General features: G+C 61.2%; 8 protein-coding genes and 2 tRNA genes. 8 read left to right on the top strand and 2 right to left on the bottom strand.

Translation table 11 applies throughout. The annotated features are described in order from the left end of the window. Positions 1-97 precede the first annotated feature (97 nt). Both PDR5_RS06120 and PDR5_RS06115 read left to right on the top strand, forming a co-directional pair. Positions 98-1813 (top strand): proline--tRNA ligase, encoded by a 1716-nt coding sequence (locus PDR5_RS06120; protein WP_064593895.1) that lies wholly within the window; start codon positions 98-100, stop codon positions 1811-1813. Between the two features lie 17 nt (positions 1814-1830). Next, positions 1831-2784, top strand: a complete 954-nt coding sequence (locus PDR5_RS06115) for a hypothetical protein (RefSeq protein WP_039771323.1) — start codon at positions 1831-1833, stop codon at positions 2782-2784. A gap of 45 nt (positions 2785-2829) precedes the next feature. Here PDR5_RS06115 and dinB read toward each other — a convergent pair whose 3' ends face one another. Next, complete coding sequence (dinB, locus tag PDR5_RS06110) at positions 2830-3891, bottom strand: DNA polymerase IV (RefSeq protein WP_039771321.1); 1062 nt, start codon at positions 3889-3891, stop codon at positions 2830-2832. A gap of 280 nt (positions 3892-4171) precedes the next feature. Here dinB and PDR5_RS06105 point away from each other — a divergent pair. The 5 genes from PDR5_RS06105 to PDR5_RS06085 all read left to right on the top strand — a co-directional run bounded on the left by PDR5_RS06105 (position 4172) and on the right by PDR5_RS06085 (position 9630). After that, a tRNA-Met gene (locus PDR5_RS06105) sits at positions 4172-4248 on the top strand. Positions 4249-4452: 204 nt separating this feature from the next. Next, positions 4453-4529: transfer RNA gene (locus PDR5_RS06100), tRNA-Met, on the top strand. A 279-nt stretch (positions 4530-4808) separates the two neighbouring features. Further along, positions 4809-7448, top strand: coding sequence for a bifunctional lysylphosphatidylglycerol flippase/synthetase MprF (gene mprF, locus PDR5_RS06095; RefSeq protein ID WP_064593893.1), 2640 nt, complete (start codon positions 4809-4811; stop codon positions 7446-7448). After that, on the top strand, positions 7448-8743 hold the full coding sequence (locus PDR5_RS06090) for a virulence factor family protein (protein ID WP_064593891.1): 1296 nt from the start codon (positions 7448-7450) through the stop codon (positions 8741-8743). Before mprF ends, PDR5_RS06090 begins: the two co-directional genes overlap by 1 nt. Positions 8744-9303: 560 nt before the next feature. Beyond that, complete coding sequence (locus PDR5_RS06085) at positions 9304-9630, top strand: DUF3077 domain-containing protein (protein ID WP_064593889.1); 327 nt, start codon at positions 9304-9306, stop codon at positions 9628-9630. 67 nt (positions 9631-9697) lie between these two features. Here the strand turns inward: PDR5_RS06085 and PDR5_RS06080 are convergent, their stop codons facing one another. Continuing rightward, entirely contained in the window at positions 9698-11539 is a 1842-nt protein-coding gene (locus PDR5_RS06080) for a potassium transporter Kup (RefSeq protein WP_442963859.1), read from the bottom strand. A gap of 347 nt (positions 11540-11886) precedes the next feature. On the opposite strand from PDR5_RS06080, the gene rimO reads away from it, so the two are divergent. Continuing rightward, positions 11887-13224, top strand: a complete 1338-nt coding sequence (rimO, locus tag PDR5_RS06075; protein WP_064593883.1) for a 30S ribosomal protein S12 methylthiotransferase RimO — start codon at positions 11887-11889, stop codon at positions 13222-13224. The last annotated feature ends 5 nt before the right edge of the window (positions 13225-13229 follow it).

The raw sequence follows: 13229 nt of genomic DNA, 5'->3' as shown, positions 1-13229 counted from the left end.
AGAGGGTTTGCGCCGGGGCTGCACTTCTGTACGTCGGCGGATCTCGCCGTTACACTGCTCCGTCATTTCCAGTCATAGCAACCGACAACGGCCAACCATGCGCACCAGTCAATTTTTGCTCGCCACACAGAAAGAAACGCCTTCCGACGCGGTCGTGATCAGCCATCAGCTGATGCTGCGCGCCGGCATGATCCGCAAACTCGCCTCGGGCCTGTACACCTGGCTGCCGATGGGCTTGCGAGTGATGCGCAAGGTGGAAGCCATCGTTCGTGAAGAAATGGACGCCGCCGGCTCTCTGGAAGTGTTGATGCCGAGCACCCAACCGGCCGAGCTGTGGCAGGAATCGGGGCGCTGGGAAGAATACGGCCCTGAGCTGCTGCGCATCAAAGACCGCCACGGTCGTGATTTCTGCGCGGGCCCGACCCACGAAGAAGTGATCACCGATCTGATGCGCAACGAGTTGAGCAGCTACAAACAGCTGCCGATCAACCTGTACCAGATCCAGACCAAATTCCGTGACGAAATCCGTCCACGCTTCGGCCTGATGCGCGGTCGCGAATTCATCATGAAGGACTCGTACTCGTTCCATGCGGATCAGGCGTCGCTGCAGATCACCTATGACCGCATGCACGAAGCGTACTGCAACATCTTCACCCGCCTGGGCCTGAAATTCCGTCCGGTGGAAGCCGACAACGGTTCGATCGGTGGTGCCGGCTCCCACGAATTCCACGTACTGGCCGAGTCCGGCGAAGACGATATCGTCTTCAGCAACGGTTCCGACTACGCAGCGAACATCGAGAAAGCCGAAGCCGTGCCGCGTGAAACCTCGCGCGCCGCGCCAAGCGAAGAGCTGCGTCTGGTCGATACGCCAGACACCAAGACCATCGCGGCCCTGGTGGAGAAATTCGGTCTGCCGATCGAAAAGACCATCAAGACCCTGATCGTGCACGCCGAAGAAGAAGGCAAGCTGATCGCCCTGATCATTCGCGGCGACCACGAGCTGAACGAAATCAAGGCTGCCAACCAGCCAGGCGTTGCCAGCCCGCTGGTCATGGCCTCCGATGCCGAACTGCGTGACGCCATCGGCGCCGGCGCCGGCTCCCTCGGCCCGCTGAACCTGCCGCTGCCGATCATCATCGACCGTTCGGTGGAGCTGATGAGCGACTTCGCCATCGGTGCCAACATCGACGACAAGCACTACTTCGGCGTGAACTGGGAGCGTGATCTGCCGGTTCCGACCGTGGCCGACCTGCGCAACGTCGTGGCCGGCGACCCGAGCCCGGACGGCAAGGGCACCCTGGAAATCAAGCGCGGCATCGAAGTCGGGCACATCTTCCAGCTGGGCAACAAGTACAGCAAGGCGATGAAGTGCGAAGTGCTGGGCGAGAACGGCAAGCCGGTGACCCTGGAAATGGGTTGCTACGGTATCGGTGTGTCCCGCGTGGTGGCTGCCGCCATCGAGCAGAACAACGATGAGAACGGCATCATCTGGAGCGACGCCCTGGCACCGTTCCAGATCGCTCTGGTGCCACTGCGCTATGAAACCGAGCTGGTGCGTGAAGCCACCGACAAGCTGTACGCGGAACTGACCGCGGCCGGCTTCGAAGTGCTGCTGGACGACCGCGACAAGAAAACCAGCCCGGGCATCAAGTTCGCGGACATGGAGCTGATCGGCATTCCGCACCGGATCGTGGTCAGCGACCGCGGCCTCGCCGAAGGCAACCTGGAATACAAGAGCCGTACCGAAGGCCAGGCGCAAGCGCTGCCGGTTGCCGACGTGCTGTCCTTCCTTCAGGCCCGTATCCGCCGCTGAAACCAGATAGAGACGTCATGTTCAAGCGAAACACCTTAGGCCTCGGTGGTGCCGCCCTGTGCGGCACCCTGCTGGTCAGCGGCTGTGCCAATCACATGTCACAACGCAGCGAGCACGAGGAACGTGTCGAGCGCAAACTGCTCGATCACAGCCTGCAGATCGATGTCGGCGAGCCCAAGGTGCTTGAGCTGCCGCAACGGCGCGTGAAGATCAACGAACAGAAGACTTTCGAAGTCACCGAGTTCGAGGTCACCCGCCATTACGACCGTTACACGCCTTACCAGCCATGGCGGGAGATCTACGAGATTCCGCTGGGCGCGGTGGCGGTGGTCGGCGGCGTCGGCGCGAACGTGGTCAACGTGTTTGCCCTCGGCAATCTGCCCGACAGCGTGACACGGGACTGGCTCAGCTACGGTTTCGCCGGGCTCAACCCGTTCATGAACGTGCAATCCAACGGTCGCGCGCAACAGAACCTGGCCGGTATAGACGAAGTCCAGCGCGACAAGCGCACGGAATATTCGAGCCTGCCGTGGAGCGAGCGCCCGGTTCAGGTCAAGGCCGGCAAGCAGACCTTCGACATGACCACCGATCGCAACGGCGTGCTGCGTCTGAACCTGCTGGACAGCCCGTTCGCCGAAAACGACCTCAATCATGTAGGCAAACTGCAGATCAGCGTCGAAGACGGCAAGGATGACGTGCATTCCGATTCGTCTCTGGCGATCAGCAGTCATCTGCGTGGCAAGCTGCTGGAAGCTCACGGGCTGATCTACGACGATCTGGAAGACGACGAAGTGAGCCAATGGGTGCACCGGGTCAAGCGTCTGTCGGAACTGGGTCTGGAAGAAGAAGCCAGTGAACTGGAACAAAGCCTGATCGAACTGACCCGCAACGATCCCGAGTTGCAGGCCGAATTCCTCAAGTCCCTGACCCGGGATGCGGGGCGTCTGGTGGCGGATCCGGGGCCGAACTGAAACCCTTGAAAAAATGCCCGAACCTGGTTCGGGCATTTTTTCCACTTATCGCTCGAACAGCTCCATTTGTTCGAACCCGCCGCGTAAATCCTCCAGCCGCACGCCTACTCCCAATAGCCGCACCGGTTTGCCACCTCGGTTGAACGCCTGCGTCAGCATCAACTGATAACTGCCCAGATCCCGCCCTGCCCCGGCCTGCTCCAGTGTGGTCTGGGTGAAATCGTGAAACTTCACTTTGACGAACGGCTTGCCCGGCCGGTAGCTGCTGTCGATCCGCGCCATACGGGTTTTCAGGGTTTCCAACAGTTCCGGAAGCTTGTCGAGGCAACTGCGCAGATCCGGCAGATCGACGTCGTAGGTGTTTTCCACACTGATTGACTGACGACGACTGTCGTTGTGCACCAGCCGCTCATCGATCCCACGGGCCAGACTCCACAAACGCTCGCCGAAACTGCCGAATTCCCGCACCAGCGCCAGCTTGTCCCACTCGCGCAATTGCAGACAGTCACTGATACCGAGCTTGCCCAGCTTGTCGGCCGTGACCTTGCCCACCCCGTGCAGCTTGCTCACCGGCAGGCCACTGACGAAGTCTTCGACCTGGTCCGGGGTGATCACGAACAAGCCGTTGGGCTTTTTCCAGTCGCTGGCGATCTTGGCCAGAAACTTGTTCGGCGCCACGCCGGCGGAGACGGTGATGTGCAATTGATTGGAAACCCGGCGGCGAATGTCCTGGGCGATCCGCGTGGCGCTGCCGCCGAAGTGCGCGCTGTCCGAGACGTCGAGATAGGCTTCGTCCAGGGAAAGCGGCTCGATAAGGTCGGTGTAATCGCTGAAGATCGTATGAATTTCCTTCGACGCCTCGCGATAGGCATCCATGCGTGGCTTGACGATGGTCAGGTCCGGGCACAGTTTCAAGGCATGTCCGGACGACATCGCCGAGCGAACGCCGTAAGCCCGCGCCTCATAGTTGCAAGTAGCGATCACCCCGCGCCTGTCCGCCGATCCACCCACCGCCAACGGCTTGCCGGCGAGACTCGGGTCATCCCGCATCTCGATGGCGGCGTAGAAACAGTCACAGTCGACGTGGATGATTTTTCGCTGAGTCATGACAGAAAAGGAAACATGGCGAGCCGGACCAGCAGTATCTCACTGACACCTGTATATAGCACCAGTGGTATGAATGTTCTTTTCAGTTTGTAGGAAACGGACTTTGAATTTATTTTCTCAATCGAAAAGCAACCTCCAATAGAGCTGAAACCCTTGTGCTGCCTGACCTGCAGCCGGGAAAAAGACCGTCCGTCAGCGCTAACCAATTGAAGCTGAACAGGTTTTATCCGAATTGAAGGTTGACACTCCGGCGTTCCTCTGTAGAATGCCGCCACACAGACGCGGGATGGAGCAGTCTGGTAGCTCGTCGGGCTCATAACCCGAAGGTCGTCGGTTCAAATCCGGCTCCCGCAACCAAACATCAAAAAAGGCCAATCGAAAGATTGGCCTTTTTTGTGCGCGTCGGTTTTTCGGATCCAGTCGCGCCAAGCGGAAATCGTTCCGATTCCGAAACTTAGCGCTCCCCCTGCGACCGTTTGCCGCGATTGCACACTTATTTGACCCATCACGGGATTATCGGTTGACAGCTCGCCGTTCGCCTGTAGAATGCCGCCACACAGACGCGGGATGGAGCAGTCTGGTAGCTCGTCGGGCTCATAACCCGAAGGTCGTCGGTTCAAATCCGGCTCCCGCAACCAAACATCAAAAAAGGCTACTCGAAAGAGTGGCCTTTTTTGTATCTGTGGAAAAAGTCCTTTCGCAACAATGATCTGTCACTGTGCAGTGAACCGTTCAGGATCTGAAGACTCGCCGATTTGCGACTATGCTTGAGTCGCGGACAAGGCATCTGCAATCCAAGACCTGCCCTCGCCGATACCCGGTGAGAGGCGTAGTATTTTGTGATTATTTTTTTCTACAGGGATTGGTAACTTGGCTGGATACCTCCATCCTGTCGCGCACAATCCAAGAGGTGATTGATGCGCGCCAACTCGTCTGATTCACAAGACACCGTCACAGCGACCCCACCGATCAAGCCTGAGCGTCTGCGCCTGCTGGATCGGATCAGCAAATACCGGCAACCGATCGGTCTGGCGGTTACTTTGCTGCTGTTCGCCATCGCGCTGATTGCCTGTCGCCATTTGCTCAGCGAACTCGATCTCGACGCACTGCACGACTCGATTCTGGAGGTGCCGAAACCGGCCCTGCTCGGTGCCCTCGGTGCGACATTCGTCGGCTTCATCATTCTGCTCGGCTATGAATGGTCGGCCAGTCGTTACGCCCGCGTGACGCTGGCACCGAAAGTTCTGGCCCTTGGCGGCTTCACCGCGTTTGCCATCGGCAACGCCATCGGCCTGTCGATGCTGTCCGGCGGTTCGGTGCGTTACCGTTTATATGCACGGCATGGCCTGGGCGCGTCCGAAGTCGCGCACATGACGCTGTTCGCCAGCCTGTCGCTGGGCTGCGCCCTGCCGCCGCTGGCTGCCCTTGCGACCCTGAGCAACCTGCCTGCTGCATCGCAGGCACTGGGGTTGTCCGAGACCTTGTTGGGGACGATTGCCGGCGTGGTGCTGCTGCTCGGCGCGATCCTGGCTATCGGCATCTATCGCCGTCGCCTGCCGGAACAACCTTATCCGGACAATCTGCTGGTTCGAGCCGGCCGTCGCACCCTGCGCCTGCCGGGTCGTCGCCTGACGTTCCTGCAACTGGTCATCACCGCCCTCGACGTCGCCGCCGCTGCGACCGTCCTTTATCTGCTGCTGCCGGAAGCGCCGCCCTTCGGTGCGTTCCTGCTGGTTTATCTGCTGGCGCTGGCGGCGGGTGTACTCAGCCACGTGCCGGGTGGCGTGGGGGTCTTCGAAGCGATTCTGCTCGCGGCGTTCGCCGACAAGCTTGGCGCCGCGCCACTGGCCGCTGCCCTGCTCCTGTATCGCCTGATCTATGTGGTGCTGCCGTTGCTGGTGGCCTGCGTGCTGTTGCTGCTCAACGAAGGCCAGCGTCTGTTTCAGTCGCAGACGATGCGTGCAGCCTCCGGTCTGGCGGCACCGATTCTCGCGGTGCTGGTGTTCCTGTCCGGCGTGGTGCTGCTGTTTTCCGGCGCGACGCCAGAGATCGACACCCGTCTGGAACACATCGGCTTTCTGATTCCTCATCGTTTGGTCGACGCCTCGCACTTTGGCGCCAGCCTGATCGGCGTGCTGTGCCTGATGCTCGCTCAAGGCCTGCGTCGCCGGCTGTCGGCGGCGTGGATGCTGACCACCATTCTGTTGCTGGTGGGCGCCCTGCTCTCACTGCTCAAGGGTTTCGACTGGGAAGAAGCGACCCTGATGACCCTCACCGCCGCGCTGCTGGGGGTGTTCCGTCGCTCGTTCTACCGCCCGAGCCGTCTGACCGAACTGCCGTTCTCGCCACTGTATCTGGTGGCCAGCCTGTGCGTACTCGGTGCTTCGACCTGGCTGTTGCTGTTCGCTTATCAGGACGTTCCGTACAGCCATCAACTGTGGTGGCAGTTCACCCTCGATGCCGACGCCCCGCGCGGCCTGCGCTCGCTGCTCGGCGCCGCCGTGTTGCTGCTGGTGATCGCCCTGACCTGGCTGCTGCGCACCGCTCGCCCGGTGATCCACTTGCCGACACCCGATGAGCTGGAACGCGCCTCGAAGATCCTGATGGCCTCCTCGCAACCGGACGGCGGCCTGGCCCTGACCGGCGACAAGGCGCTGCTGTTTCATCCCAACGACGAAGCCTTCCTGATGTACGCCCGCCGCGGTCGCAGTCTGGTGGCCCTGTACGACCCGATCGGCCCTGGCCAGCAACGGGCCGAGATGATCTGGCAGTTCCGCGACCTGTGCGACATCCATCACGCCCGTCCGGTGTTCTATCAGGTGCGCGCCGAAAACCTGCCGTACTACATGGACATCGGCCTGACCGCGATCAAGCTGGGCGAGGAAGCCCGAGTCGATCTGCATCGCTTTGACCTGGAAGCCAAGGGCAAGGAGATGAAGGACCTGCGCTACACCTGGAACCGTGGCACTCGCGATGGCCTGTCACTGGAAATCCATGAGCCGGGCCAGGCGCCGATGGATGAGCTCAAGGTGATTTCCGATGCCTGGCTGACCGGCAAGAACGTGCGCGAGAAAGGCTTCTCCCTTGGCCGTTTCAGCGACGATTACCTGAAGCATTTCCGCATCGCGGTGATTCGCTTCGAAGGGCGCCCGGTGGCATTCGCCAACCTGCTCGAGACCTACAGCCATGACCTGGCCAGTCTCGACCTGATGCGCGCGCACCCGGACGCCCCCAAGCTGACCATGGAATTCATGATGGTCGGTCTGATTCAACACTATAAGAGTCACGGATACGCGCGCTTCAGCCTGGGCATGGTGCCGCTGTCGGGGTTGCAACCCCGGCGCGGGGCACCGCTGACCCAGCGTCTGGGCTCGATGGTTTTCCGCCGTGGTGAGCAGCTGTACAACTTCCAAGGCTTGCGCCGCTTCAAAGACAAGTTCCAGCCTGACTGGGAACCCCGTTATATGGCCGTGCCCGCCGGACTGGATCCGCTGGTGGCGCTGGCCGACACTGCTGCCCTGATCGCGGGCGGCTTGACTGGATTGGTGAAACGCTGATGATTCAACGCTCCCTGAAGTACATCCTGGTCGCACTGCTGGTGCTGGCCGCGATTGCCGGTGGCGGTTTCTGGTACCTCAAACGCCCGGCACCGGAACCGACCCTCGAACAGCTCACCCCGGCCGATGGCGCCGCCATGACCCGGGTCATCCCCGGCACCAAGCCCAAGGCTCAGGTGCTGGTGGCGGTCAACGACGACCAGAAACTCAGCGACAAGCAACTGAGCACCCTGAGCCGCAGCGCCTCGGCGCAGATCGTCCAGGTGATCCTGCCCAAGGACTGCCTGCTGCAAAGCCGCGCCCTGCAAGCGGGCCTGCGTGAACTGAACGGCCCGGCGACCTTGGTCAGCGGCATCGGCCCCGGCGCGGTGCTGGCGTGGCGCTGGTTGTCCGAGCAAAAAGACGACAAGGCCCAGGCGGTATCGGTCGACCTGGCACTGGAAAAACCCGGCTGCACCCACTTGCTGCCGAAAGCCGCCGCCCACGGCCACTGGCTGGTGGCGTGGAACGACAACCCGGACGACACCAGCGCCGGTTTCGTGCGCGACCAACCGAACGCCGAAACCAGCATCAGCGACTACGACATCAACCTGCCGCAAGTGCTGAACAACGAACTGCGCAAGATCCTCGTCGGCGGCGACAAGGCCAACGGCGGCCTGCAGATCCCGGTGGTGGAAGTCCCGGCCGGCCAGGCCAAGGACACCGTGACCCTGTTCCTGTCCGGTGACGGCGGCTGGCGCGATCTGGACCGCGACGTGGCCGGCGAAATGGCCAAGATCGGCTACCCGGTGGTCGGCATCGACACCCTGCGCTACTACTGGCAGCACAAGAGCCCGGAACAGAGCGCGCTGGATCTGACCGAACTGATGCAGCACTACCGCCAGAAATGGGGCACCAAGCGCTTCATCCTGACGGGTTACTCATTCGGCGCCGACGTCCTGCCGGCCATCTACAACCGCCTGCCGGAAACCGAGCAGCAACGCGTTGACGCAATCATCCTGCTGGCCTTCGCCCGCACCGGCAGCTTCGAAATCGAAGTCGAAGGCTGGCTCGGCAACGCCGGCAAAGAAGCCGCCACCGGCCCGGAAATGGCCAAGCTGCCACCGGCCAAGGTCGTGTGCATCTACGGTGAAGAAGAAACCGACGAAAGCGGCTGCACCGACAAGACGGCCGTAGGCGAAGCGGTGAAGCTTCCTGGTGGTCACCACTTCGACGAGAACTACCCGGCGCTGGCCAAGCGTCTTGTGGACTTGATCGAGAAGCGCCAGAACACGGCGCAGGTGGCGGAAGAGTGATCTGAAGCGCACCAACGAAAAGCCCCCGCAACCTTAGGGTTGCGGGGGCTTTTTCATTTAATGCTTGACTCTTCATGAAACTGAAATCGCGAGGTGTCCACATTCCATAAAACGTGGACACCTGCTTGATTGGCCTTTTCGAGTCGTCAACTCCACATTCATCTGCCGCACCAAAGCCGCGCAAAACCGCCATCAACGTTTAGTTTCGTTTACGTCTGGTGTCGCAATATCAGATGACGTCCGCATACCTTGTAGGCAAACTCCTAATCTCGTGTTTGGGCACTTTGCCGCCCTGTTGCGCTGTTTTTCGACGGGATACTCTCCAGAGGTCGCTGACTATTTCAGTGATCGGGTGTGGTAACCCGGCAAGGCAAAGTGCAACAGCATTCCAAACACGGCTCAGGTGTTTTTATGCCTGCAATTCGAGTCATGGCGGCTGTGCGTGGGAGACCTTCGGGTCTGCCGGTTTCTTTGCTCCCCCGGTTTACCACCCTGCGTACAGCTGCCACCCATTCGTGTGGTAACGAATGCGGCAGCTCCTCGTTTTATGGAGCGAAACAATGAGCAAACAAAGTCCTTCATCACCTTCAGACCTGACGACCATCGGTTTCACCTCTTTCCTCTACAGCTCGGATCAGGCTTTACTCAACGTTCGCTCCGGCGTCCCCATCGTCGAAGCACTGTCCCAGGCTTCAGACCTGTTGTTCCTCGCCAAATCCTTCGCCGAGGACGCCGCCTACGACAAGGAAAGCGACCGCCACGCCTGGGCCGCGCATTACCTGACGATAATCGGCAAGGCCTTGGTCGACGACGTGATGAAGGCCCTGATGCCGCGACCTGCGCGAACGAAGACCGAATCTGAGGCAGAGCTGCCAGAAAGCATGTAACGGCGCAAAAACGAAAAAGCCCCCGCCAGCCGCAAAGCTGACGGGGGCTTTTCAGTTGCGACGAGGCCTACATCTCCACCTGCGTCCCCAACTCAATCACCCGGTTCAGCGGCAGATTGAAGAACCGCAGGTTGCCGTTGGCATTCTTCAACATGAACGCAAACAGCGCTTCACGCCAACGGGCCATGCCTTCGAGTTTCGAGGCGATGACCGTTTCGCGGCTGAGGAAGTAGGTGGTACGCATCGGGCTGAAGTCCAGATCATCCAGATGGCACAGCTTCAGCGCCTGCGGCACGTCCGGTTCGTCGGTGAAGCCGAAGTGCAGGATCACCCGGAAGAAGCCTTCGCCGTGGGCTTCGACTTCGAAGCGGCGCGATGGCGGGACGCGCGGGATGTCTTCGTAAACGACAGTCAGCAGCACCACTTGCTCATGCAGCACCTGGTTGTGCAGCAGGTTGTGCAACAACGCGTGCGGCACCGCGTCGGAGCGGGCGGTGAGGAACACGGCGGTGCCCTGCACGCGGTGCGGTGGCTGGACGCGGATGCTGCTGATGAAGATCGGCAGCGGCAGCGCGCCTTCGTCGAGGCGCTCGACCAGCAGTTGCTTGCCGCGTTTCCAGGTGGTCATCAGCACGAACAGCGCGATACCGGCGATCACCGGGAAGGCACCGCCCTGGACGATCTTCGGCACGTTGGCGGCGAAGTACAGACCGTCCACCAGCAGGAAGCCGAGCAGCACCGGCACCGCCAGAATCGGTGGCCATTTCCACAGCAGCAACATGACTGCCGACACCAGAATCGTGGTCATCAGCATCGTGCCGGTCACGGCCACGCCGTAGGCCGAGGCCAGGGCGCCGGAAGATTCGAAGCCGATCACCAGCAACACGACGCCGACCATCAGCGACCAGTTCACGGCACCGATGTAGATCTGGCCCTGCTCGTCGCTGGAAGTGTGCTGAATGTACATGCGCGGGATGTAACCGAGCTGGATCGCCTGACGGGTCAGGGAGAACGCGCCGGAAATCACCGCCTGGGAGGCAATCACCGTGGCCAGGGTCGACAGACCGACCAGCGGAATCAGCGCCCAGCTCGGGGCCAGCAGGTAGAACGGGTTGCGCGCGGCGTCCGGGTTCTCCAGCAACAAGGCGCCCTGACCGAAGTAGTTCAGCACCAGCGCCGGCAGCACCAGCAGGAACCACGCACGGGCAATCGGCTTGCGACCGAAGTGGCCCATGTCGGCGTACAGCGCTTCGGCACCGGTCAGCGCCAGCACCACGGCGCCGAGGATCGCCACGCCCATGCCCGGATGGACGGTGAAGAACCGCACCGCCCACACAGGATTCATCGCGTGCAGCACTTCCGGGGTGTGGCTGATGCCGTACACGCCGAGGGCGCCGAGCACCAGGAACCAGGTGACCATGATCGGCCCGAACAGAATACCGATCCGCGCCGTGCCGTGCTTCTGGATCAGAAACAGCGCCACCAGCACCACCAGCGACAGCGGCACGACCCAGTGGTCGATGCCGTCGAAGGCCAGGCCCAGACCTTCAATGGCCGAGAGCACGGAAATCGCCGGGGTGATCATGCTGTCGCCATAGAACAGCGCCGCGCCGATCAGCCCGCAGACCACCAGCAACGTACGCAATCGCTTGCGCCCCGCCGCTGCCCGCCGCGCCAGCGCGGTGAGCGCCATGATCCCGCCTTCGCCCTGGTTGTCGGCGCGCAGGACGAACATCATGTACTTGATTGAAACGACCCAGATCAGCGACCAGAAAATCAGCGACAGAATGCCGAGCACTCCGTCGTGATTGACGGGCACGCCATAAGTGCCGGAAAACACTTCTTTGAGGGTGTACAACGGGCTCGTGCCGATGTCGCCGTAAACTACCCCGACCGCCGCGACCAGCATGCTCAGCGGCTTGGTGGCCGAACCTTCGGCGCCCGCCGCGTGACTACTTGCCTGACCCATCCAACACTCCTGATTCCCAGACCGGCTTCTTATATGAAGCACTATGCTTTGTGTGCAGCATGCGCGTTTTTACGCCCTGTAACAGACGTTTTCTTGACTGTAAAAATTCAGTAAAGCGCAACGGCGCGAAGCATAGCGCAGCACTCGTCGTATTTCCCTGCATAAAGCTGGTCAAGTGCGCTGCTCGTCGCTAGAATTGCGCACTTTTTGATCAGAGGCGCGCCTTAAGCGCCCGTCCGTCGGTTCCTGAATCAGGTAATCGACGTCACAAAACACCGAGGTTAGACATGTCCACCACTCCTGCGCCGGCCAATCCAAAGGTCGGCTTCGTTTCTCTGGGTTGCCCGAAAGCACTGGTCGACTCCGAGCGCATCCTGACCCAGCTGCGCATGGAAGGCTATGACGTGGTGTCCACCTATCAGGACGCCGACGTGGTCGTGGTCAACACCTGCGGCTTCATCGACTCGGCCAAGGCCGAATCGCTGGAAGTCATCGGCGAAGCGATCAAGGAAAACGGCAAGGTCATCGTGACCGGCTGCATGGGCGTGGAAGAAGGCAACATCCGTGACGTGCACCCGAGCGTGCTGGCCGTCACCGGTCCGCAGCAGTACGAGCAAGTGGTCAACGCCGTGCACGAAGTCGTGCCGCCGAAGCAGGATCACAACCCGCTGATCGACCTGGTGCCGCCGCAAGGCATCAAGCTGACCCCGCGTCACTACGCATACCTGAAGATTTCCGAAGGCTGCAACCACAGCTGCAGCTTCTGCATCATCCCGTCGATGCGCGGCAAACTGGTCAGCCGTCCGGTGGGCGACGTGCTCGACGAAGCCCAGCGCCTGGTCAAATCCGGCGTGAAGGAACTGCTGGTGATTTCCCAGGACACCAGCGCCTACGGCGTTGACGTCAAATACCGCACCGGTTTCTGGAACGGCGCGCCGGTGAAAACCCGCATGACCGAACTGTGCGCAGCGCTGAGCACCCTCGGCGTCTGGGTCCGTCTGCACTACGTTTACCCGTACCCGCACGTCGACGAACTGATCCCGCTGATGGCCGCCGGCAAGATCCTGCCGTACCTGGACATCCCGTTCCAGCACGCCAGCCCGAAAGTCCTCAAGTCGATGAAGCGCCCGGCGTTCGAAGACAAGACCCTGGCGCGGATCAAGAACTGGCGCGAAATCTGCCCGGACCTGATCATCCGTTCGACCTTCATCGTCGGCTTCCCGGGCGAAACCGAAGAAGACTTCCAATACCTGCTGAACTGGCTGACCGAAGCCCAGCTCGACCGCGTCGGCTGCTTCCAGTACTCGCCGGTCGAAGGCGCGCCGGCCAATGACCTGAACCTCGACATCGTTCCGGACGACGTCAAGCAGGATCGCTGGGAGCGCTTCATGGCGCACCAGCAGGCCATCAGCTCGGCGCGCCTGCAAATGCGCATCGGCCGCGAAATCGAAGTGCTGGTGGACGAAGTCGACGAGCAAGGCGCGGTCGGCCGCTGCTTCTTCGATGCCCCGGAAATCGACGGCAACGTGTTCATCGACAACGGCAGCAACCTCAAGCCGGGCGACAAGGTCTGGTGCAAGGTGACCGACGCCGACGAATACGACCTCTGGGCCGAACAGATCTAAGCGCG

The sequence above is a fragment of the Pseudomonas sp. DR 5-09 genome, assembly GCF_001655595.1.
Classification (GTDB): Bacteria; Pseudomonadota; Gammaproteobacteria; order Pseudomonadales; family Pseudomonadaceae; genus Aquipseudomonas; species Aquipseudomonas pharyngis.
This window is presented reverse-complemented; position numbering and strand designations above follow the sequence as displayed.

Bases quoted from the DNA above. Each gene is read 5' to 3' on its own strand.
- PDR5_RS06120 (WP_064593895.1), top strand. From the start codon at position 98: ATGCGCACCAGTCAATTTTTGCTCGCCACACAGAAAGAAACGCCTTCC.
- PDR5_RS06115 (WP_039771323.1), top strand. From the start codon at position 1,831: ATGTTCAAGCGAAACACCTTAGGCCTCGGTGGTGCCGCCCTGTGCGGC.
- dinB (WP_039771321.1), bottom strand. From the start codon at position 3,891: ATGACTCAGCGAAAAATCATCCACGTCGACTGTGACTGTTTCTACGCC.
- mprF (WP_064593893.1), top strand. From the start codon at position 4,809: ATGCGCGCCAACTCGTCTGATTCACAAGACACCGTCACAGCGACCCCA.
- PDR5_RS06090 (WP_064593891.1), top strand. From the start codon at position 7,448: ATGATTCAACGCTCCCTGAAGTACATCCTGGTCGCACTGCTGGTGCTG.
- PDR5_RS06085 (WP_064593889.1), top strand. From the start codon at position 9,304: ATGAGCAAACAAAGTCCTTCATCACCTTCAGACCTGACGACCATCGGT.
- PDR5_RS06080 (WP_442963859.1), bottom strand. From the start codon at position 11,539: ATGCTGGTCGCGGCGGTCGGGGTAGTTTACGGCGACATCGGCACGAGC.
- rimO (WP_064593883.1), top strand. From the start codon at position 11,887: ATGTCCACCACTCCTGCGCCGGCCAATCCAAAGGTCGGCTTCGTTTCT.